This window comes from Cohnella herbarum, assembly GCF_012849095.1.
Classification (GTDB): Bacteria; Bacillota; Bacilli; order Paenibacillales; family Paenibacillaceae; genus Cohnella; species Cohnella herbarum.
In genome coordinates, this window is record NZ_CP051680.1 from 815,986 (window position 1) to 839,145 (window position 23,160).

Below are 23,160 nucleotides of genomic sequence, written 5' to 3' on the forward strand. Positions count from 1 at the left end.
GAAGAGAGACGGTATGCGGAAGATGAGGAAAACAACTACTGGCGGCATCGCTTTTCAAGCGATTAACTATACGCTGTTCGCATTATTTACGCTGACATGCATTTATCCTTTTTATTACTTATTCATCAACACGATCAGCTCCAACGATCTGAGCGCGGCAGGGTATATTACTTTCTACCCCAGAGAAGTTCATTTCGATAACTACATGAACGTGTTGAAGATCGACGGATTGGCCGAAGCGGCCTACGTCTCGATCTACAGAACGGTAGTCGGAACGCTTCTTACGGTAGGGGCATCCGCCTTCTTGGGTTACTTATTTACGAAGAACGAGATGTGGCTTCGCAAGCTGATCTATCGGATGCTGATCGTTACGATGTATTTCAGCGCGGGTTTAATCCCCTGGTACATTACGATGAACAATCTCGGCTTGACGAACAATTACTTGGCGTATGTGCTTCCGACGATCATTACCCCTTTCAATATTATACTCGTCAAAACATTCATAGAGGCGCTGCCCCCTTCCTTGGAAGAGTCGGCGGCCATCGACGGTGCGGGATACTTGAAAATATTCGGGAGCATTATTGTTCCTCTCATTACGCCGATTCTCGCGACGATTACGATATTTTCCGCAGTTACCCAATGGAATTCGTTCATCGATACTGCGTTCCTGATGACGGATACGAAATATTACACTCTGCAATTCCTGCTGTGGCGTTACTTGAACGAATCGACATCCTTGGCCGCGCTCATCCGGAACTCGCAGGATATGGCCGCCAGCGTGCAGCATATGCAAACGCCGGGTTCCGTCCGAATGACCGTCACGATGATCGTCGTATTTCCGATTCTCATTATTTATCCGTTCTTCCAACGTTTCTTCGTGAAAGGCATTCTGATCGGCGCGGTTAAAGGCTAATGCAGGTAGATGAAACGGGTTAAATCGGGTTTACACCCTTACCGGGGGTTGAACTAATACAGCACTTCAAATAAAGGGAGGCACTTCCGAAATGAGATTAAAAAGAACGCTGATTGTCATGCTGTCGATCATGATCGTTGTCGTCATGGCCGCATGCAGTAAAGGAAACGACAATCCGAAGGCATCGGAATCCGCGAGTACGGCACCTGCGTCAAGCTCGGCGTCAACCGAACCGTCCGCGACGGCATCCGAGTCGGAGTCGGCTAGTCCGGCGGACACGGGACTCGATCACTCCGAGACGCTCAAGCTGTCCGTGTTCTCGACTACGGCGAACTACGCTGGACCGCAGATAGGTTGGTTCGCGAAAGCGATCAAAGACAAATTCAACATCGAGCTGGATATCGTAGCTTCCAACCTTACAGGCGGCGATACGAAGATCGCGGCGTTGATGGCTTCCGGCGATCTGGGAGATATCGTTATCTGGGGCGATGACAAGAATAATTACCCTAACGCGATCAAGGGCGGTTTACTGCTCGATCTCGCGAAGGATGGGCTTCTCGATACTTACGGCAAGGACATTATCGGAACGTATCCGAAAGCGATCGAGAAAGCGAAGATCGCTTTCGGCGGAGGCACTTCCGTCTATGGGATTGGCAACAACGTTGCCAGCAATCCGAGCGGTCCGTCCGAAGGGAAAGACATGACGTGGGGACCGGATCTACGCTGGGACTTGTACCAACAAGTAGGCGCGCCCGAGATTAACAGTCCATCGGATTATCTTCCCGTCTTGAAGCAGATGCAAGAGCTTGAGCCTAAGAACGCGCAAGGCAAGAAAACGTACGCGTTCTCGCTCTGGTCCGACTGGGACGGCAACTACAAGATGACGCTAGCGAAGCAATTTGCCAACATGTACGGTTATGACGAGATTGTCGATACCGCATTGTACACGAAGGCGGACGAGGATAAATACTACGACTTCCTCTCGGAGGAAAGCTGGTACATGAAATCCTTGAAGCTCTATTACGACGCGAATCAGATGGGCTTGCTCGATCCGGATTCCTTGACCCAGAAATTCGATGACGTCGTAGCCAAATACAAAGACGGTCGTTTGTTGTTCTCTTGGTTCCCGTGGCTCGGAGCCGCGAACTACAATACCGAAGAAAACAAAGCGGCGGGTAAAGGTTTCCAAACCGTTCCGTTCAAGGAAGAAGTAATGTATTCCACCGGATTTAACGTTTACGGCGGTAACGGGATTATCTCCATCGGCGCTAAAGCGAAGGATCCTAAACGGATCATGGAATTCATCAACTGGATGTACACGCCGGAAGGCGCGATGTTATCGGCCGGTAGCGGCACCGCGGTTCCGAACGGTCCTAAAGGATTAACTTGGGACATCGGCGCGGACGGCAAACCGTTCGTAACGGATTTCGGAATTACGGCGTACGCGGATCAACAGAACACGAAAATCCCCGAGGAATTCGGCGGCGGAGATTACTATTACGGCGCGAATCAAATGAACTTCTCCTTCGTCGTACCGGCCGAGCTGAATCCGGAGACGAACGAGCCTTACGATCACAACCTGTGGGAATCGTCGCTCAAACGGAATCCCAGCAAGTTGGAAAGCAGTTGGCGCGAGAAGTACGGCGTGCTGACAGCCAAGGAGTATTTCGTCAAGAACAACAAAATCGCGGTTGCCCCGCAAGGCTTTACGGGTAAAGAGCCGCTCGTCATGGATAAGACGCTGGAACAGAAAAACAAATTGATCGGCACCGTCATTCAGCAGTACTCATGGAAATTGGTATACGCGAAAAACGACGACCAATATAACAAGCTGAAGCAGGAAATGCTCGATAAAGTGAAGGGCTTAGGCTACGACGAGGTTATGGCGTTCTCAGTTAAGAAAGCGGAAGAACTGTTCGAAGCTCGCAAAAGCGTAAAATAACGATATTCGTTATATGAACGATAGGATCTGGCAGGAGGGGGAAACCCTTCTGCCAGATTGCGTTCTCTGAATCCCAGAATCTAGGTTATATGTTATAATTGCGAGCATAACGGAGCGAACGAGAGGAAGAAGAAACGCGGAATGATCAATCAACTCGAATGGCGGAATCGATTCGCGACCCGATCCTTAAGGAGAACGCTAGTCGTCTATTTGATGATCGGATGCTTATTGCCTCTGCTCTTGGTGTGCGTTCTTACCTATTCTTCCATCTATTCCATCCTCACCGGGAAGATCCAAAGCGGGATAAGCGCGAGTTTGCAACAAGAGGCTGCCAGTCTCGAGAACACGATTAATAACTTGGACTTCGCTTCCAAGCAGTTTGCATTGGACGGGCAAATCGTTCAGGAGGTTTCTTCGTTCCTGCAAGAAAAACAAATTTATAAGAAATCCCAAATCATGGCTTCTATTAACGAGAAGATGAATCTCGTTAATTTTACGAATCCTTATCTCGGGTTAACGGCTTATCTTATTCCGGGCAACTCCGAACAGATCTTATTTACCAACCTTAGCATCGATCCCGGCTTCGACAGCGGCAAGCTGCCGACTTTCATGACGTACAACGGAGCGAAATATTTCGGCCCGCATAAGACGATGTACAAGGACGGCTCCAACATCGTGTTCTCGGGTCTTAGAGTCGTACGCGTGACGGGGGATCAAGAGGTCTATATTTATTTGGAGACGAACTACAATTTATTCCGCAAAATATTGAGTCAGCAATCGTACGGCATGAAGGTAAACCACTTGCTAGTCAACGAGCAGGGACAAATCACTTATATGGAAGACAATGACGTTCCGGAAGGGATTCAGACGTTATCGTGGGATCACTCCTCAAGCGATCATAGGGAATACAAAGGATATCATTTGTTCCGTTACGAGAGTCCCCAAGGCTGGCAATTGATTACGGCCGTGAAGAAATCGACTTTTAACAGCGAGATCTATGCATGGATCGCGAAAATGATTATTTTGGCGATGTCCACGCTACTCTTCGCGGGATTGTTAGCTTATTTGATCTGGAGGCAGGTCTATAGGCCGCTTCGCAAAGTGAACGTGGAAATCGTAAGAATGGCCGAAAACCGCATGAATCCTGTGTCCTTCACGAATGTCGAAGAATTCGATCTCCTCTTGAACAATTTCCAGAACATGAAAACCCAAGTCAACGATCTGATCGATGCCGTCGCGCATAACGAGAAGCAGAAGAGCCAGTTCGAAATCGAGAAGCTGCTGAGCCAGATCAATCCCCATTTTCTCCACAATACGCTGAATACCGTCCAATGGCTCGCGCGTCTGAACGGCCAGAAGGAAATCGATAGATTAGTAACTTTGCTCGTGAAAGTGCTGCACTATAATTTGGGTAAACAAAGCCTGATCGTCACGATCGGCGAAGAAATCGAAGCTCTGCATCATTACATGGAGCTCCAGAGAATTCGGTACGATTATGAGTTCGAATTCCATGTAGACGTCGATGACAGCGCGGTTTACGTAGCCGTTCCAAGATTCTTGCTTCAACCGATCGTGGAAAATGCCATCTATCACGGAGTTAGCGAGAGAAACGGGAGAGTCGCGATTACGATCCGTTCACTCGGAGAGGACCATGTTACGCTGCGCGTCGAAGATAACGGAGAGGGCATGGAACCCGAGGCGATCGAGAAGCTGCTTGACGACGACGAAGGGTCTAAGCGTCGGGGATTAGGTATCGGTCTCTCCTACGTGAATCGAATGTTGAAAACGTTCTACGGAGACAAGGTCCGGTTTACGATCGAAAGCGAACCGGGTGCGGGTACGAAAGTGTCCATCGTCATTCCGAGGAAAAGGAAGGAGGAGTTCGATGATTAGGGCAGTCGTCGTCGATGACGAGAAGTTAGTTCGCAAAGGGTTTATTTCCTTGATCGATTGGGAGCGTTTCGGAATCGTAATGGTAGGGGAAGCCGCAGACGGCCGATCGGCCCTGGAATTGTTGGAACGGGTCGAGGCGGACCTGGTTTTCACGGACATTACGATGCCGGTCATGTCGGGCTTCGAGCTGATTAAACAATTAAGGCAACGATTCCCCAGGGTGAAGTCGGTCGTATTGACGTGCCATCACGAATTCGATTTCGTGCAGGAGGCTCTGCGCCTCGGGTCGATAGATTATATCGTCAAAACATTGCTAGAGATGGACAACGCGGATGAAGTGATCCATCGGATCGTGGAGCGGTTCGAATGGGAGGAGGGAAGCCGGGCTACGTTCCTGACCGCGGGAAAGACGAAACATTTTGCCGCTTCGTCGGTTCTGTTATTCATTCCTTTAGTTCCGGAGAAGGAAGCGGGAGAACTATTCCAGCTAGGCGTCGTGCGCCGAAATCCTCTGGAACAGCTTGATCGGATGTGGATGGTTCAGCTGGTGCATCCCCCTTCTCAAGAGGAGCTGCAACGGGATTTAGGCAGCGATATCGTCTCTTCGTGGCAAGTCGCGATCGTATCGGGATTAGAAAACCAATCCAGCGAAGATATGAAGCTTAAATTCGTAAGCAAACTTCCCCACTTGCTGTTCTACAAAGCCGATCAAGAGGAACCCGTAAAAGTTCGCTGCGAGGAGCTTAACGCCGAAGGCATTGGAGAAAAGAAAGCGGAAGACGATCGAATCGATTACGGTTTGGATTTGAAATGGACGCTCCAATTATCGGAATGGGACGTGTTCATGCAAACGGCGAGAGAGAAAATGCCAAGTTCGGATGCGGTCTTATTGTTCGCCGAGTCGCTCTGCAGAGATTGGAGCGGTTTGTTACTGCAACCCGCCGACGCGTCTAAATTGTTGGCGGAGAAAAGTAAAATCCGGAGTTGGACCGGGTGGAAGGGATGGCTGAAGAGGTTCTCCGATCTCGTGCAGCTTCGGATGATCGAATTGTCGTTATCCAAGGAAGTGATGTTGTGTTTGATCCGCGCGATTCGGTTCATGAGGGCGAACGCGGGAGAGAAAATAAATCAAGCCGACGTAGCCGGGCATGTCAGCATGAGCCGAAGTTACTTCAGCCAATGTTTCGCCAAGATGGCCGGAGAATCTTTCGGGGTCGTACTTCGAAATATGAGGCTCGATAGAGCCAAGGATCTGCTCGTTCAAACGGCTTTCCCGATCTATGAAATCGCTTCAATGGCCGGCTTCGAAGACGATAAATATTTCAGCAAGCTATTTCGAGAGCAAGTCGGGAAGCTGCCGACGGAATTTCGGGCGAAGGGTGGGGAATCGGTTTGAAGGGATTAGAAATTCGTTCGTTAACAGAGGACGGTTCTCCGGTCATTGCTGCTCGTTTTCTATCCATGCTTGTCCGGTCGAACTACTATAATGAAAGCGTGACCTGTAAGGATAACAGAATCGAGGTCCGGCTATGAAAGCGAAACGGATGACGGTTATCATTGCGGTTGCCGTGCTGCTTAGTTCGTGCTCGAACGCAAATGGAGATGGAAGTGGAGGCAATTCGGAAAAGAAGGGCGTAAGAAACCTGCAAACGCTACCGATCCCCTCGATCAAGGATGATCCTGCGTACGGGAAATACGAAGAGCCTATTTCGATCAATATCGGATTCAAAATTCCGGACGAGAAAAACGCAACGGGGGAAACGAACGACAACAACCCGGTATCCCGGTATTTCGAGAAGATCACGAACATTAAGGTCTCGCATTCATGGGAGGCGAAACGGGACGAAGCGTTCATTCAGAAAGTGAATCTTTCCATCGACAGCAGCGATATTCCGGACGCTATGGTCGTCGATCGTAACCAGTTGAGAGAATTGGTCGAGAACGAGATGATCGAGGATTTGACAAAAGTATACGAGCAATACGGTTCAAGCTTGGTGAAGGCGATGTACGATTCGACAAAAGGGATTGCGCTCCAAGAGGCATCGTTCGGCGGTAAGCTCTACGGGTTGCCTAACGTTGCGATCGAGGCGGATGCCCCGTCATTATTATGGATTAGGCAAGATTGGCTGGAAAAGCTCGATCTTCAACCGCCCAAGACGTTCGACGACCTCGAACGGATTGCCAAGGACTTCATCGAACGCGATCCCGACGGCAACGGGAAGCGGGACACGATCGGTCTGCCGGGAGATAAGAAAGTCGTACACGGTCAGCAGAAGGCAGGTTTGAACGACTTCGATACGCTGTTTAGCGCATACCATGCGTTTCCGAAAAATTGGATCAAAGACGGCGACGGCCAAGTCGTATACGGCTCGATTACTCCGGAGAACAAACTGGCGTTGGCGAAGTTGGCGGATTGGTACGAACGCGGAATCATCGACAACCAATTCGTATTGTACAAGGAAGCGCAGGAACCGATTGTCGCTAATAAGACGGGGATGTTTTTCGGTCCATGGTGGACGCCGTACTGGCCGCTCGCGGAAGCTGTCTCCAACGATACGAAAGCCGAGTGGCGGGCTTTCGCGGTACCTTTAGACTCCGAGGGAATGTTTATTACGCACATGTCTCCGACGACCGATCGGTTTCTCGTCGTTCGTAAAGGTTACGAGCATCCGGAAGCCGTCGTGAAAATGTTGAACGTGTTCACCCGTTTGGAGAGAAGGCAGGATCCGAATTCGGCGGAAGTGAAAAGTCTGGACGACTTCTCCGCGCAGACCGGCATTCAATTGCGCAGCTACTATCCGTTCGATCTGCTGCTCGATTATGCGGATGCGATTACCCAGCGTTACGTTAACGTCCAGAAAGCGTTGAGGGGGGAAATCGATCCAACCTCTCTCGATCCGGATACGAAGCAAGTATACGAGCAGTCCGTCGCGGAGAAAGAAAATCCGAAGAAAAACATGGACGGCTGGAAAGCGGCTAAAGCATCCGAATATGGCGGCGGTTTGTTATATACGACGGATATGGTTCAGGTGCGCGGAATATTTTACGGCACGACGAAGACGATGGAGACGAAGTGGCCGGGGCTGCAAAAGCTGGAAAACGAAACGTTCTTGAAAATCATCGTGGGCGATGAGCCGATTAGCGCATTCGACGATTTCGTCGCCGAATGGAAACGACAAGGGGGAGATCGAATTACCGAGGAAGTGTCCAAGCTCGTAAACGGGAAATCGTGATCCCAATAGTTGAAAGGAGGTGAAAGATAATGTGATGGCGAAATGCGTCCGTAACGACGACATCTAGATTCGACTCGTTGCAGAGCTTTTCCCCGATAGAGAATGTAAGCGATTACAATTTCATTGAAAACTTGAATAAGAGGAGGCATGTTTATGTTCAGAAAGTTATTCTATGGAATGAGCACCGTTGTTTTGAGCGCGATACTCGTAGGAAGTTCGTTAGTCGGAATGCCATCGAAAGCTTCGGCAGCTGGCACGGAAGCCTACAATTGGGCTAATGTGGTCACCGGAGCGGGGGGCGGATTCGTACCCGGCATCATCTATAATACGACGCAGCCAAACCTCATCTATGCGCGTACGGATATTGGCGGCGCCTATCGCTGGAATGAAGCGACGGGTAGTTGGATCTCAATCTCCGACTCGGTCGGCTGGGTGGATTGGAACAAGAACGGCGTGGATGCTCTTGCCACCGATCCGGTTGAACCGAACAAAGTATATATGGCTACCGGAACGTACACGAACCATTGGGATACGAACGGGCAGATCATGCGTTCCAACGATCAGGGCGCGACTTGGCAATCTACGCCGCTTCCTTTCAAAGTCGGCGGCAATATGCCGGGTCGCTCGATGGGGGAACGTCTCGTGATCGATCCGAACAAAAATAGCATTCTGTACTTCGGAGCGAGAAATGGCAATGGGTTATGGAAAAGCATAGATTCCGGAGTAACCTGGAATAAGGTAACTAGTTTCACGAATACGGGAACTTACATTCAAGATCCTACGAACGACTATGCGAACGGAATCGTAGGTCTGTCCTGGATTACGTTCGATAAATTGACGGGTTCAGCCGGGAATGCCACTCAAACGATCTATGTCGGCGTAGCCGATCTAGGTAACAGCGTGTTCCGCAGCACGGACGGCGGCGCGACTTGGTCGGCGGTTCCCGGACAACCGAAGGGATATTTGCCGCATCACGGCGTATTATCTTCGACGGGCAAGTTATATATTTCCTACAGCGACGGCGTAGGTCCTTACGATGGAGCTAAAGGGGATGTCTGGAAGTTCGATACGGTTGCCGGTACCTGGACGAAAATCAGCCCTTTTCCCAGCACGAGCAGCGATAATTACTTCGGTTACGGCGGATTGGCGGTAGATGCCCAGAACCCGGATACGGTCATGGTCGCCACGCTTAACTCTTGGTGGCCGGATGCGAACATCTACCGTAGTACGGACGGCGGAGCGACTTGGACGGGAATTTGGGAATGGAACGGTTATCCGAATCGGAATTTGAAGTATACGCAGGATGTAAGCGAGGCTCCATGGCTCCATTCGGGAGACCCGGATATTCCTCCGGTTCCGGCTTTGAAGCTGGGATGGATGATCGGCGACTTGGAGATCGATCCGTTCAATTCTAACCGAATGATGTACGGAACCGGAGCGACGATATACGGTACGAACAACCTAGCGGCTTGGGGAACGAGCAGTAAAGTCAATATCTCCGTCATGGCCAAGGGAATCGAAGAAATGGCCGTATTAGGTCTCATCAGTCCGCCTTCGGGAGCCCATCTGCTGAGCGCGGTAGGGGACGTTACGGGATTCCGGCATAACGACCTGACCGCTCCGCCGGCGACGACCTTCAACAGTCCGTCGTACGCAACCACTTACGGCATCGATTTCGCGGAACTGAACCCGAGTCAGATCGTGCGGGTCGGCATGGCCGATTATACGGCCGATCCACAGGCTAAGTCGGTAGGCATATCGAACGACGGCGGTTCAACGTGGTACAAGGGGAATGCCGAACCGTCGGGGACCAAGGGCGGAGGTACAGTTGCCGTTGCGGCAAACGGCAGTTCTTACGTTTGGAGTACCTCAGACGTCGGCGTGTTTTATTCGAAGACGAACGGCAATTCATGGACGGCCAGTACCGGCGTCCCGGCGAAGGCGGTCGTCGCGTCCGACCGCGTGAATTCCAACAAGTTCTATGCCGTGTTCGAGGGCAAGTTCTACATCAGCACGGATGGAGGCGTAACCTTTGCGCAAACCGCGGCTACGGGACTGCCGACTAACGTCGTTCCCGCGCTGCTGCCTAACGAAGCCTCAATCAGCTTTAAGGCCGTACCGGGAATCGAAGGCGATATCTGGTTCGCCGGCGGCAACAGTACCGAAGGCAAATACGGGATATGGCACTCCACGGATTCCGGCACGACTTTCGCTAAGCTGACCAACGTACAAGAAGCCGATCTGATCGGTTACGGCAAAGCGGCTCCCGGCCAAAGTTACGTCGCGTTATATACCGTAGCCAAGATCGATGGCGTACGAGGCGTTTTCCGCTCCGATAACGGGGGAGTTGCATGGGTCAGAATTAACGATGACCAGCATCAATATGCGCGGATTAACATGGCGATCACGGGTGATCCCAGAATCTATGGTCGCGTATACCTGGGCTCGAACGGAAGAGGGATATTATACGCAGATCCGGTTAACGTATCGAATAACTCCTCGATTACGCCAACGAGCGCTACGTTCGACAAGAAGACGGCTAACCAAGTGGACGTTGCGGTTACGCTGACACTGAACGGAAATACGTTAAGCGCGATCAAGAACGGAACCGTCGCGCTCGTATCGGGAACGGATTATACGGTTGCGGGCAATACGGTAACGATCAAGAAAGCGTATCTAGCCGCTCAGGCCGTCGGGACGACAAGCTTGCTGTTCGATTTCAGCGCGGGCGTCGATCCGGCACTGCTCGTCAGTATCGTAGATACGACAAGCGTAGCAAATTCGGCCATAACGCCGACAAGCGCATCGTTCGACAAGAAGACGGCTAACCAGGCGGACGTTGCGGTTACGATGACGCTGAACGGAAATACGTTAAGCGCGATCAAGAACGGAACCGTCGCGCTCGTATCGGGAACGGATTATACGGTTGCGGGCAATACGGTAACGATCAAGAAAGCGTATCTAGCCGCTCAGGCCGTCGGGACGACAAGCTTGCAGTTCGATTTCAGCGCGGGCAGCGACCCGGTCTTGGCGATCGGCATCGTAGATACGACGGTCGTTACTCCGGGTTCGGTTAAAGTGCAGATGTACAATGGTTCGCTCGGAGCGACGCTGAATTCAATCAATCCTCGGTTTAAGCTGGTGAACACAAGCGCATCTTCAGTCGCTCTGTCTACCGTAAAGATCAGATACTATTACACGATCGACGGGGATAAAGCGCAAAACTTTTTCTGCGACTGGTCCCAAGTCGGCAGCAGCAACGTTACCGGATCTTTCGTGAAGCTGGCGACCGCCAAGACGGGCGCGGATTATTACTTGGAAATCGGATTTACGAGCGCGGCGGGAAATCTGGCGGCAGGCCAGAGTATCGATATTCAGTCCCGTATCTCTAAGAACGACTGGACGAACTATACGCAGACGGGGGATTATTCCTTTGACGCAGTGGATACGAATTATGTAGATTGGAACAAAACGCCTGCCTATATTTCAGGCACACTGCAATGGGGCGTAGAGCCTTAAGAGGTTGTTCAAAAAGTCCAATTTTAATCACGACGCTTAGGCAAGGAGCAGATTCTACATCGAAATAGCATAATTAAAGAGCTTGCCCCGTCCCGAGAGAGGGATGTCGGCAAGCTCTTTGTTGTGAAAGCTAAGATCTTAGATCGTGATCACGATGGTTGTTGCTCCGCTATCCGGCACGACGATCGTACCTTGATCGTGGTTGCTAATTTGACCGTTATTGGCGCCTGAGACCGCATCGATTCCGCGAAGCAGTACGCTCCAGTTAGTTGCTTTTCCTTCGCTGGATACGGTAATCGTATTGCCTTGACGCTTAGCCGTTACCGTCAATCGGGCTTCGCCTTTAATCGTCGGTACGACGGAGGTAGCCGTTGCCCCGTCTTGCAGCGCGAATAAGTGCAAAGTCACGCCTTCCGCATAATCGTAATCCGGTTTGTTTTCTTCTTGACCAACCGGAATTAAGCTGTTCTCGCGAGCATAGAGCGGCAGACTGAAGTAATCGAAGCGATCCTTCCGCCACGCTCCTCCTTGAACTTGATCCCCCGTAAGAAAATGAGTCCAAGTTCCGTGAGGGAGATAATAATTCGATTCGCCCTCCGGATTGAAGATCGGAGCGACGAGCAGCGAGTCTCCGAGCATATACTGGCGATCTACGTAATCGCAAGTCGGATCGTTGCCGAATTCGAGTACCATCGCTCTCATCAGCGGAATTCCGATGCTCGAGGAATCGATCGACTTACCGAATAAATAAGGCATCAAACGCATTTTGAGTTTCGTGAAATAACGCAACACGTCGACGGCTTCTTCGTCGTAGAGCCATGGCACGCGATAAGACGTGCTGCCGTGCAGGCGGCTATGACTGGAGAGCAGGCCGAACTGTACCCAGCGCTTGTACAAGTCGGGAGGCGAGCTTTGTTCGAATCCGCCGATATCGTGGCTCCAGTATCCGAAGCCGGATAGACCGAGCGACAATCCGCCGCGCAAGCTTTCCGCCATCGATTCGTAAGTCGCTTCGCAATCGCCGCCCCAGTGGACCGGGAATTGCTGGCCGCCCGCGGTTGCGGATCTGGCAAACAGGGCGGCTTCGCCTTTTCCGCGTTTCTCCTCAAGCAGCTCGAATACGACTTTATTGTAGAGCTGCGTGTAGTAGTTGTGCATTTGCTGAGGATCCGAGCCGTCGTGATAGACGACGTCCGTCGGGATCCGCTCGCCGAAATCGGTTTTGAAGCTATCCACGCCCATATCCAGCAAGGCGCTCAGCTTATCCTTAAACCACTGGCAAGCTTCGGGATTGGTGAAATCGACGATACCCATGCCGTATTGCCATAGATCCCATTGCCACACGCTGCCGTCGGCCCGTTTCAACAAGTATCCTTTTTTCATCCCTTCGTCGAACAATGCCGAGCGCTGAGCGATATACGGATTAATCCATACGCATATTTTCAAGCCCTTCGCTTTCAGACGTTGCAGCATTCCGACCGGGTCGGGGAATACCCGCTCATCCCATTCGAAGTTGCACCACTCGTACTCCTTCATCCAGAAGCAGTCGAAATGGAACACGGCCAGTGGAAGATCGCGTTCTGCCATTCCTTCCACGAAACTCGTGACCGTTGCTTCATCGTAATTGGTCGTAAAGGAAGTCGTTAACCACAAACCGTACGACCAAGCTGGAGGCAAGGCGGGTTTGCCGGTTAGCGAGGTATAGTTCTGCAAGACGTTTTTGAGAGTTTCTCCGCCGAACAGGAAATACTCTAAGCATTCGCCTTCCACGCTGAATTGGGTTTTGGATACGATTTCCGAACCGACCTCGAACGAGACGAGCTCCGGATGATTGACGAATACGCCGTAACCGCGGTTGGTGACGTAAAAAGGAATATTTTTATAAGCTTGCTCGGAAGCGGTACCTCCGTCTTCGTTCCAGATATCGACAACTTGTCCGTTTTTGACGAACGGAGTGAATCTTTCCCCGAGACCGTAAACCGTTTCTCCTACGCTTAAGGATAATTGTTCGCGGAAATGGTGTTTGCCGTTGTCCCCTTTGACATAAGCGGTGGAGCGCGTTCCGCTGCTCGTTAATATTTTTTCCTTGTACGTATACGTGATTTTCACCGGATGTTTTTTCGTTATTTTGACTGTGGTATCGCCGCTTGTTAAGCTGACGAATTGCTCGTTGTTATCGATCACGACATCAGAGTTGCCATTCGGGAGCAGATCGAACGAGGAGGGGCCTTTTCGAACTTTTCCTTTATGGTGATAAAATTTTGCGCGAATGACGTTCGACAACGGTGAAGAAAACTCCATCGTCATTAAAGGCTCGTTAAGCGTATTTCCTCTGTTTTCAAGATGGCGATGGGTAGCGAATACCGTTATGGATTGATTACCTAAGCGCACGTCATGAATTTCGTAGGGGCTTAAGAGTTGGTAACCTTCCCTTGTCATCCAATAACCGTCCGTAAATTTCATCGATTTCATCCCTTCTATAGGAAGCACTTGAATTTGTGATCTGAATAACATTATATTGATTAATATCTATGTAATCTTGCATTATCATGCTCATTACTAACAATATTATGATTATTTGGAGAAACTAATATGGATCAAAGACATTTGCGTGAAAATCGCAGGCACGGAACGCCCGAATTTCCGCTAGGCACGTATCTACAGGTGCATGTGGATTCGGATACGATTCTCGATAATCATTGGCACGACGAAGCCGAATTTCTGTGGGTGATGAGCGGACAAGCCGTATTCCAAATCGGGTTGGCTATCTATAAGCTTAGCGAGGGAGAGGGAATGTATGTACCCGGCGGGGAAGTTCACGGGGGCTATTCGCTGGATTTTTCGCCTTGCACCTATAAAGCGATCGTTTTTCATATGGATTGGCTGACCGAAGCGAGAGACGGGATATCTACGCGTTTTCTTCAGCCCTTGCAGCGAGGAGATGCCGTTATCCCTTCTGTGTTCGGGAGAAAGACGTTATGGGGGGAGCTTGTTTTACGACATCTCAACGACATCTATCGCTTGTTTGAATCCGAGGATTCGGCGAAAGAATTGCGGATTAAAGCCGAGCTATATTCTCTTTTCGCGGATCTGATTAGCCATAATCAATGGACGCGGAGAGATCCTGCCCATGCCGTGGATACCCAGACGATGGATAGATTGAAGGGCGTCGTCTCTTATATAGAAAGCAATTGCGGACAACCATTGACCGTTCCGAAGTTAGCAGCGGTGGCCGGAATGAGCGTCGGCCATTTCAGCCGAGTCTTCAAATCTTTCATGAGAAAAACGCCTATGGATTACGTTAATCATTACCGAATTCTGCAAGCGGCGTATTTATTGCAAACCGCCAAAATCTCCGTAGCGGAAGCTGCTTTGGAAGTCGGAATGGACAATTTTAGCTATTTCAGCAAGAAGTTCAGGTCGATTTATGACTGCACGCCTACGCAATTCCGCAAAAAATTTAGGAGTCTTTAAGGTAATAATCCGAAATTCTGATATAGTGAATGAGTCGATTGTAAAAACGAGGAGGAAATATTAAACATGACTGAACGCAACGAGAATGAATTGAACGATAAGCAACAACAGGTAGACAATGAGCAAATAGAGAGAGAGCTCGAGAATAACTTAGAGAACGATGGAACTCTCGAAGCGGCTCCAGTTAATCGGGAAATCGCTGCGAGCGAACCCGCCGCCCCTGTCCGCAATAACTCTTCCGTCGTCGTACCCTGGATTATAACGGTCATCGCGATTGCGGCTCTCGTGTTCGTGCTGATCAAGAATCCATCGGGCGGTAACGAGACGGTGGCCAAGATGGACGGCATTACGATTAAACAATCGGATTTAATCGATGAGATTTCCAACCAAATGGGAGAACAATCTTTGATCTCCTTAGTAGACGGTCTCGCCCAAACGAAAATAATCGACATGGAATCCGAGAAAGCTGGCGTAACGATTACGGACGATGATATCGCCAAAGAAATCGAAGTTATTAAGACGCAATACGGCATGGCAAGCGACGACGATTTGAATGCGGCACTGCAACAATCCGGTTTTACGCTAGATGATTTTAAGGAAAAACAAATCAAGCCGCAATTGAAAATCAAAAAGCTGTTCGAAAGCCAACATCCGGCAACAGCGGAAGATCTGAAAGCTTACTTCGATACTAACAAAGAGACCTTCGCCACAACGCCGAAAGAAGTAAGAGCTTCGCACATTCTTCTGAGCACGAAGGAAGACGCCGATGCCGTTCTCGCCGAATTGAAGGCCGGCAAAGATTTCGCGACGTTGGCGAAAGAGAAATCGCAGGATCCGGGCTCCAAGGACAAGGGAGGAGATCTCGACTTCTTCGGTCGCGGCGTTATGCACGCTGAGTTCGAGGATGCGGCATTCGCCTTGGCTAAAGGCGAAATGAGCGAAGTCGTGCAATCGCAAAGCGGCTTCCACATCATTAAGCTGACCGACGTGAAGGAAGCGGTTATCCCTGAGTACGACACGGTGAAGGATAAAGTGAGTCAAGCTTACTGGAACGAGAAAATGAACAAGGAAGCCCAAGCTTGGTTAGACGGATTGAAGAAGGATAAAAATTACGAGAACCTGTTAGCGAAAAAAGAAGAGCCAAGCCCTTCCGCTAGCCCTAGCGCATCTCCGGAAGCAACCCCGGAAGCATCGCCGTCCGCTTCCCAATCAGCCGGACAATAAGATTAGAACTACCCTGGCAGTTTGTCTCGTCCCGTCGATTGGCGGGCATTGGACAAGCTGTTTTTTCTCGTCTGCGGAAACTCGTTGCTAAAGCAAATCTTAAGGCTTCCTTAAGAAGTCTAAAACCTTGCCCGATCATAGGACAAGCAACGTTGGATTGCGGTATAGTGGGAAGGATAGGTACGAACAATGATCGTACATACCGCATTCGCGGTGTGGCAAAGGAGAGACTGTAAATGTCCAAAACGATATTAATCGTTGACGATGACCGCGAAATCGCCAACTTAATCGATATTTATTTACGGAATGAAGGTTTTGACACGGAACAAGCCCATGACGGGGAGGAAGCGTTACAGAAGCTCGCCAATCGTTCCTTTCACCTCATCGTGCTCGATATCATGATGCCCAAGATGGACGGAATGGAAGTGTGCAGACGTATTCGGGAAACCGGGTCTATCCCGATCCTGATGGTTAGCGCGAAGGCGGAAGATATGGACAAGATTCTGGGTCTGATGACCGGAGCCGACGATTACGTCGTTAAGCCATTTAATCCCTTGGAACTGGTCGTTAGGGTCAAGACCCTGCTTAGACGGGCTTACCAGTACGGTAATCAATCCGCCGCTTCTCCGGAAGAAGAGGGCTTACTGAAGATAAACGAGCTGACGATCAACAAATCGACGCATACCGCGGAAGTACGCGGTAATCCCGTCCACCTGACTTCGACAGAATTCGGAATTCTTTATTTACTGGCAAGCAATCCGGGACGCGTATTCAGCGCGGAAGATATTTTCCAACAGGTATGGAAAGAGAAGTATTTCGAATCGAACAATACCGTAATGGTTCATATCAGCAAGCTTCGGGATAAGCTCGAAGAAGAGATGGGCAGGAAGCTGATCACGACCGTATGGGGGGTTGGCTATAAAATTGAACTCTAATATCGCGGTCCGCATGGCTTGGCGATTAGCTTGGCAGATGGTTATAAGCGCGTTGCTTTCAATTGTCACCAGTTTTATGTCCGTCATTATCGTGGAACGAATGACTAGGAACGACTATTCCTCGAGATCTTTTCTCCGGGGGATTGCCGACTTGTTCGGACAAATGCCGGTCATCATATTAGCTTGTTTCGTGTTATTTATCGTATATATGATAGCGCTGAATTGGAGAAGGTTTAGTTATTATGACAAGTTAAGCCGATCCGTAGCCTATATTTCGAAGGGGAATTTCGACCATACCGTCCCCGTTAAACAAAACAATGAAGTGACTCTGCTCGCGGAAAACATGAACTTGCTCGTGCTTGAGCTGAAACGGTCGCTCGACGAAGAACGGAAAACGGAACAAACGAAAAACGAGCTTATCACGAACGTTTCCCATGATTTGCGCACTCCGTTAACCTCGATTCTCGGATATTTGGGGCTGGTCGAACACGACCGGTATCGCGACGAGGTAGAGATGCGCCATTACGTTCAAATCGCGTACGCCAAAGCCGAGAGGCTCAACGTGCTGATCCACGATCTGTTTGAATACACTCGCCTGCGCCATGACGTCATTCCTTTGAACAAGAAAAATTTTAACCTGGTAGAGATGATGAATCAACTGCTGGTTCATTATCGCTTGACGTTGGAATCAGCCAAAATGAAAGGGAATTTAATTACGAACGTTAACGAGTTAACGATTGAAGGAGATCCCGACAAGCTTGTCCGGGTGTTCGAGAATTTGTTATCGAATGCCATCTCGTACGGGAATGCGGGCGAGAAAGTCGATATTTACTTGAACAAGCAAAATGAATCGGCGATCATCGAGATCGTGAATTACGGGGATGCGATTCCTGCTGCCGATTTGCCCAATTTATTCGATCGATTTTACCGCGTGGACAAATCCAGATCGGAAAATAACGGGGGGACGGGATTAGGTTTAGCGATAGCCAAAGGTCTTGTCGAGAAGCATAACGGTACGATCTCGGTTACGAGCGATGGAGACAGTACGAATTTTAGGATTAGGCTCCCATTGTCGTAAAACTTGTCCGACTACCGTCCTACCCATCTTAAGATAATCTTATGGTTTGCTTTCGCTTTGTTTAAAAAGTGGCCTGTACAATAATCGATATAGAGAACGGCTTATCGCTTATCGTACTGGAGGTTGGTTTTAATGAGATGGAAAAGGCTATTCGTTATCGTTGCTGTAATGGTTTTACTGGGGTGGGCCGTAGACATTCGGGGGAAAATAAGCACATCGAAAAAACCGGGTCCTAGTTTAGCGGTCGTATCCGCAGTCATGATGGAAGCCGACACCGGCAAATGGTTATATACGAGCAACGGCAAGGAAGCCCTTCCGCCGGCAAGCATGTCCAAGATGATGACGGAAACGCTTATATTGGATAGCATTCAATCCGGCGAGCTTGCATGGGACGATACGATCGCTGCGAGCGCATATGCAGCTCAAGTAGGCGGAGCCGGAATGGAGTTAACCGAAGGGCAAAGAGTATCGGTCAAGGAGCTGTTCGATGCGATGGCCATTCATTCCGCCAATGACGCAGCCGTAGCTTTAGCCGAAAATATTGCCGGATCGGAAACCGAATTCGTGAAACGGATGAATCAGAAGGCGCAAGAGATCGGTTTATCGGACGATACTTATTTCGCTAACGCGACGGGGTTGTCGAGTACAGACATCGAGAGTTATGCTACGGCGGCAGCTGACGGCGATACGGTAATGACGGCCGAGGACGTGGCGTTGCTGGCCAGATATTTAATCGAAACTCATCCGGAAATATTGAAGATCACCAAGAAAGCGACTGCGTCTGCGGAAAGTGAACCGGATCTGCTGAAGACGACGAACGAAATGCTTCCGGGGCAGAGGTTCGGGACGAAGGGCAACGACGGCTTGAAGACAGGTTATACGAAACAGGCCGGTTATTGTTTTACGGGAACGACGATCATCGATGGGCGGCGATACATTACGGTGGTCATGGGCGCAAGCACTCCCGAAGCACGCTTCGAGGAAACGAAGAAGTTGCTTGATTATGCGAAAGAGAGCTTATGATGAGAGAGTATCGGAACCGCGTAGAGAGCTTGAAAGCCGTAGAAGTTTTTTGCTATTCGCTGTGCGTGCATTTGTTAACCGAAGAAATACTGGCTATTAAAGCTGCGAAAACCGTTTTGCTCGATTTGTTCGCCGATGAACGGTTTTGGGAGCTAGAAGGCGAGGAGAGGGACAGAAGAGTACGTAAACAGGCGATCGCGAGGTCTATGGAAATACTTACAGGGACGTCTAAGCAACTTTTATAACAGTAGGTTCGTTAGTTATACCGAAGAACATAAAGCGCAAAGGCTCTATTCCCGCTAAGGAGATAGAGCCTTATACGCGGACTTACTCCTACGTCCGATCAGGATTGTCCGAGCTGGACGGTCTCGAAGGGCGGGGAGTTTTCGGCCGGAATCGCGAAGACAAATAATTGTGCTTACGATCTCGGAAGAATATCCAGCCGCCTATAAAGCCGATGCCGATTAGAAAAAGAACCGCGCCGGCTATGAACATTCCCCATGAAAAATCGGGAGTAATCGTATCGACGTCGCCCATTTTTGCGAAATAATCGAATAACGCGTCTTTCATTAACAAGAAGCCATATGCGGCCGAGAGGCCGGGAATAACGAGTAATAATATGGCGATTAGGCGTTGGATAACCAATTTCATAGGATGGTAATGCCCTCCTTCCAATCTCTTTATCATAACGATTTCATGGAGCAATGTCCATGAATGCCATCAATCACCTATCAAATCCCCTATGATCAGACAAAAACCTATGGTATTATGACACAAGAAATAGAGAGAGAGAGGAGAATCGGGAGTGGTATTTTCCAGTTTATTCTTTTTGTACTTGTTTTTGCCGATTTTACTCATTGCGTACTTCGTTTTCAAGAATACGACTTATCGCAACTGGATTCTGATCTTCTTTTCCTTTGCCTTCTATGCTTGGGGAGAGCCGGTTTGGATCGTATTACTATTAATAGCATCGATGATAGGTTACTTATTTGCCCTCGGTATAGAAAAATATAGGGGGACCTGGATCGCGAAGGCGCAGTATATCGTCGCGATTGCCGTTAACATCGGAATATTAGGATTTTTCAAATATGCGGGGTTTTTGGTCGATAACGTTAACGCGATATTACCGTTCGATATCCCACATCCAGAGGTAACGCTACCTATCGGGATATCCTTTTTTACTTTTGAAATCATTTGTTATTTAACGGACGTCTATAAAGGAACGATCAAAGCTCCAAGATCGCCTAAGAAGCTATTGCTCTACGTTTCCTTCTTCCCGCATCTCGTTGCGGGTCCGATCATTCGTTACTCGGATATCGAGCAGCAGATCGACAATCCGAGAGTGACGATGGCTGGATTTAGCGAAGGAATAACTCGCTTTATGATCGGTCTCGGGAAAAAAGTAATCATCGCCAACTTACTCGGGGAGAGCGTGGAACAGATCCTCAACCCAAGCTCCGGGTCGGCATCCGTACTGGGGATTTGGTTCGGCGTATGTTTGTTTGCCCTGCAAATCTATTTTGATTTCTCGGGTTATTCGGATATGGCGATCGGTTTGGGTAAAATGTTCGGGTTTAATTTGCGCGAGAACTTCAACTATCCGTATGTGTCGAAGTCGGCCGGCGAATTCTGGCGGCGCTGGAATATGTCGCTCGGAGGGTTTTTCCGGGATTACGTATATATTCCGCTCGGAGGAAACCGAAGGTTTTATTTGCGTAACTTGTTTGTCGTCTGGTTCCTTACGGGATTCTGGCACGGCGCGAGCTGGAACTTCATCATTTGGGGGCTATATTTCGGCTTGCTGATTTATTTGGAAAGAGTGTTTCTCGGAAAATTGTTGGAGAAGGCGGGAGCCTTCGTTTCCCATGTGTACGGAGTACTGATGATGCTCATCGGTTGGGTATGGTTTTACTTTACCGATCTTAACGAAGCGGTCAAGGCATTGCTTATCATGTTCGGTCTCGATAATAAGGCTTTGTACACGCTTGAGCTGCAGATCTATTTCAAAGACAATATGTTGTTATTTTTTGTAGCGATCATCGCGTCTACGCCGCTTATGAAATGGACGTTTACGCGATTGGCGGAATCCAATCCGAAGCTTGGCGCCGGACTACATGGCGTTGGCGTACCGGTGCTGAATATCGCGATTCTTATCGTTGCAACGATACTGCTTATCGGCAGTACGTATAATCCGTTTCTTTACTATCGGTTCTAACGAGGAGGGTGAAGATGAAATTACAGGTCAAGCTCAATCTCATATTTTTCTTGGTGTTCATATTCGGAGTAGCCGCCGTCAATCTGTTGCGTCCCCATTCTCAATCCGAAGAAGCTTCCAAACTTGAGCAACGCGAACTTGCCAAGCAACCGGAATTCACGGTCGATCGCTTTTTCGAAGGTCAGTACACGCGGGATTTCGATAATTATTTTTCCGATAACTTTGCTTATCGAACCGCGTTGGTTGAAGTCGGAACGAGTTTGAAAGAGCTCAGAGGGTTTCCTGAAGAAGAAGGGGTAACGATCGTTTCTCAGGGCGGAGATAACATGAACGGCGATAGCACGGGCAGCTCCGTATCCGAAGTAAACAGCAGCAATTATTTATTGTTGAAGGATCGGGCCTATATCGCCTTCAAATTCTCGGCACCCGCTGCCGAGATGTACGCCGATGCTCTGAATCGATTTAGTAGTTTGGTCGATCCCAAGGTTCGAGTATACTCGCTGCTTGCTCCTTCATCCGTCGAGTTTCCGATAAACGAAGATTTTAAGAAATTATCGGATTCGCAGAAAGACGCTTTTGCGCACATAAACTCTCGCTTAGATGCCAAGATCGGCCAAGTTGACGCTTATGGTGGGCTGGCTGAACACAAGGACGAATATATCTATTTCCGCACGGATCACCACTGGACGGCTCTTGGCGCTTATTATGCTTACGCGAAGTTCATGGACTCGATCGGCGAAACGGCGGTTCCGTTAGACAAATACAAAAAAGGCGAAATTGAAGGCTTCCTAGGTACGGCGTACAAGCAGACTTTAAGCAAGAGTAACAAATTGAAGTCTCACCCGGATACGCTGACCTATTACACGCCGTTCGTCAAAAACACCTACACGATGTATTCGTCTACCGGCAAAGCGATCGAACGCAAAGCCGTCGATCCGAACTATGCCAAAAACAGCAGCACCTTCTATGCGACATTCCTCGGCGGAGATTATCCTTGGGGAGAAATCAAGACGGACAACAAAAACGGCAAACGAATCGTCGTCATCAAAGATTCTTACGCTAACGCATTTGTTCCGTTCTTAATCCCGCATTTTGAAAAAGTATATTACTTGGATCCGCGTCATTATAAAGGCAATATCATCGACTTTATGACCGAACAAAAAATCACCGACGTCCTTTTCCTTAACAACTCAACCGTTGCTAGAAACACAGGAATCTCCAAAATCCTCAACGAAAAAATGGATATCGGTAAATAAACCATATGCTACACCTCGAAGCAGCGACCTTCTGATGGTCGCTGCTTTTTTTCATTTCAATTTATTTTAAATCTCAACCCTTAAATCTCATCTCATCATCCTGCTTAATCTCTTTCTCCGTATCCCTTCCGCTCAGGAACTCACAGCTCGACTTCTCCATATCCCTTCCGCTCAGGAGCTCACAGCTCACCTTCTCCATATTCCCACTACTAAAAGCTCACTTTCTCCGTATCCCTTCTACTCAGGAACTCATAAAATTGACCACCCTACATTTTGCCCTCTTTGATAGTATCCCCTTCGCTCAGGAGTGACCAAACCAAAAGTGGAGAAAAGTTGAGATTTAAGGCGTAGAAGCGTCAAAGTTAAGTATAAAGCACTATTATTGGCAATCTGTCGAGAGTGATCTTCACCTATTTTTTCTATTCGCCTAATGATTTTCAGCTCCCAGCCGCCTT

General features: G+C 49.2%; 15 protein-coding genes. 13 read left to right on the forward strand and 2 right to left on the reverse strand.

The features are described from left to right. Positions 1-13 precede the first annotated feature (13 nt). The 6 genes from HH215_RS03340 (at position 14) to HH215_RS03365 (ending at position 11,500) form a co-directional block, all read left to right on the forward strand. Positions 14-913, forward strand: a complete 900-nt coding sequence (locus tag HH215_RS03340; RefSeq protein ID WP_169278610.1) for a carbohydrate ABC transporter permease — start codon at positions 14-16, stop codon at positions 911-913. A 91-nt stretch (positions 914-1,004) separates the two neighbouring features. Beyond that, entirely contained in the window at positions 1,005-2,855 is a 1,851-nt protein-coding gene (locus HH215_RS03345) for a type 2 periplasmic-binding domain-containing protein (RefSeq protein WP_169278611.1), read from the forward strand. 141 nt (positions 2,856-2,996) lie between these two features. Beyond that, positions 2,997-4,748 carry a sensor histidine kinase gene (locus tag HH215_RS03350; protein ID WP_169278612.1) on the forward strand — a complete coding sequence of 584 codons (1,752 nt, stop codon included), beginning with the start codon at positions 2,997-2,999 and terminating at the stop codon, positions 4,746-4,748. Continuing rightward, entirely contained in the window at positions 4,741-6,144 is a 1,404-nt protein-coding gene (locus HH215_RS03355) for a response regulator transcription factor (RefSeq protein WP_169278613.1), read from the forward strand. Before HH215_RS03350 ends, HH215_RS03355 begins: the two co-directional genes overlap by 8 nt. 133 nt (positions 6,145-6,277) lie before the next feature. Beyond that, positions 6,278-7,981, forward strand: a complete 1,704-nt coding sequence (locus tag HH215_RS03360) for an extracellular solute-binding protein (protein ID WP_169278614.1) — start codon at positions 6,278-6,280, stop codon at positions 7,979-7,981. A gap of 153 nt (positions 7,982-8,134) precedes the next feature. After that, positions 8,135-11,500 carry a X2-like carbohydrate binding domain-containing protein gene (locus tag HH215_RS03365; protein ID WP_169278615.1) on the forward strand — a complete coding sequence of 1,122 codons (3,366 nt, stop codon included), beginning with the start codon at positions 8,135-8,137 and terminating at the stop codon, positions 11,498-11,500. A 138-nt stretch (positions 11,501-11,638) separates the two neighbouring features. On the opposite strand, the gene yicI is transcribed toward HH215_RS03365, so the two are convergent. Further along, positions 11,639-13,963: an alpha-xylosidase gene (yicI, locus tag HH215_RS03370; RefSeq protein ID WP_169278616.1), complete on the reverse strand. Its 2,325-nt coding sequence runs from the start codon at positions 13,961-13,963 to the stop codon at positions 11,639-11,641. A 129-nt stretch (positions 13,964-14,092) separates the two neighbouring features. On the opposite strand from yicI, the gene HH215_RS03375 reads away from it, so the two are divergent. The 5 genes from HH215_RS03375 (at position 14,093) to HH215_RS03395 (ending at position 19,234) form a co-directional block, all read left to right on the forward strand. Beyond that, entirely contained in the window at positions 14,093-14,974 is an 882-nt protein-coding gene (locus HH215_RS03375) for an AraC family transcriptional regulator (protein WP_169278617.1), read from the forward strand. Between the two features lie 66 nt (positions 14,975-15,040). Beyond that, positions 15,041-16,198, forward strand: coding sequence for a peptidylprolyl isomerase (locus tag HH215_RS03380; protein ID WP_169278618.1), 1,158 nt, complete (start codon positions 15,041-15,043; stop codon positions 16,196-16,198). A gap of 236 nt (positions 16,199-16,434) precedes the next feature. After that, on the forward strand, positions 16,435-17,133 hold the full coding sequence (locus HH215_RS03385; protein WP_169278619.1) for a response regulator transcription factor: 699 nt from the start codon (positions 16,435-16,437) through the stop codon (positions 17,131-17,133). Then, positions 17,123-18,211 (forward strand): sensor histidine kinase, encoded by a 1,089-nt coding sequence (locus HH215_RS03390; RefSeq protein WP_254450353.1) that lies wholly within the window; start codon positions 17,123-17,125, stop codon positions 18,209-18,211. The genes HH215_RS03385 and HH215_RS03390 overlap by 11 nt, the downstream gene beginning before the upstream one ends. Before the next feature lie 132 nt (positions 18,212-18,343). Then, positions 18,344-19,234: a D-alanyl-D-alanine carboxypeptidase family protein gene (locus HH215_RS03395; protein ID WP_254450354.1), complete on the forward strand. Its 891-nt coding sequence runs from the start codon at positions 18,344-18,346 to the stop codon at positions 19,232-19,234. Between the two features lie 333 nt (positions 19,235-19,567). Here HH215_RS03395 and HH215_RS03400 read toward each other — a convergent pair whose 3' ends face one another. Beyond that, positions 19,568-19,885, reverse strand: a complete 318-nt coding sequence (locus tag HH215_RS03400; protein ID WP_169278620.1) for a DUF2627 family protein — start codon at positions 19,883-19,885, stop codon at positions 19,568-19,570. Positions 19,886-20,039: 154 nt separating this feature from the next. Between HH215_RS03400 and HH215_RS03405 the strand changes: the two genes are divergently transcribed. Both HH215_RS03405 and HH215_RS03410 read left to right on the forward strand, forming a co-directional pair. Next, positions 20,040-21,449, forward strand: coding sequence for an MBOAT family O-acyltransferase (locus tag HH215_RS03405; protein WP_169278621.1), 1,410 nt, complete (start codon positions 20,040-20,042; stop codon positions 21,447-21,449). Between the two features lie 14 nt (positions 21,450-21,463). Continuing rightward, positions 21,464-22,705, forward strand: a complete 1,242-nt coding sequence (locus HH215_RS03410; protein ID WP_169278622.1) for a DHHW family protein — start codon at positions 21,464-21,466, stop codon at positions 22,703-22,705. The last annotated feature ends 455 nt before the right edge of the window (positions 22,706-23,160 follow it).

Bases quoted from the DNA above. Each gene is read 5' to 3' on its own strand.
- HH215_RS03410 (WP_169278622.1), top strand. From the start codon at position 21,464: ATGAAATTACAGGTCAAGCTCAATCTCATATTTTTCTTGGTGTTCATA.
- HH215_RS03395 (WP_254450354.1), top strand. From the start codon at position 18,344: ATGAGATGGAAAAGGCTATTCGTTATCGTTGCTGTAATGGTTTTACTG.
- HH215_RS03400 (WP_169278620.1), bottom strand. From the start codon at position 19,885: ATGAAATTGGTTATCCAACGCCTAATCGCCATATTATTACTCGTTATT.
- HH215_RS03350 (WP_169278612.1), top strand. From the start codon at position 2,997: ATGATCAATCAACTCGAATGGCGGAATCGATTCGCGACCCGATCCTTA.
- HH215_RS03365 (WP_169278615.1), top strand. From the start codon at position 8,135: ATGTTCAGAAAGTTATTCTATGGAATGAGCACCGTTGTTTTGAGCGCG.
- yicI (WP_169278616.1), bottom strand. From the start codon at position 13,963: ATGAAATTTACGGACGGTTATTGGATGACAAGGGAAGGTTACCAACTC.
- HH215_RS03345 (WP_169278611.1), top strand. From the start codon at position 1,005: ATGAGATTAAAAAGAACGCTGATTGTCATGCTGTCGATCATGATCGTT.
- HH215_RS03355 (WP_169278613.1), top strand. From the start codon at position 4,741: ATGATTAGGGCAGTCGTCGTCGATGACGAGAAGTTAGTTCGCAAAGGG.
- HH215_RS03340 (WP_169278610.1), top strand. From the start codon at position 14: ATGCGGAAGATGAGGAAAACAACTACTGGCGGCATCGCTTTTCAAGCG.
- HH215_RS03375 (WP_169278617.1), top strand. From the start codon at position 14,093: ATGGATCAAAGACATTTGCGTGAAAATCGCAGGCACGGAACGCCCGAA.
- HH215_RS03360 (WP_169278614.1), top strand. From the start codon at position 6,278: ATGAAAGCGAAACGGATGACGGTTATCATTGCGGTTGCCGTGCTGCTT.
- HH215_RS03380 (WP_169278618.1), top strand. From the start codon at position 15,041: ATGACTGAACGCAACGAGAATGAATTGAACGATAAGCAACAACAGGTA.
- HH215_RS03385 (WP_169278619.1), top strand. From the start codon at position 16,435: ATGTCCAAAACGATATTAATCGTTGACGATGACCGCGAAATCGCCAAC.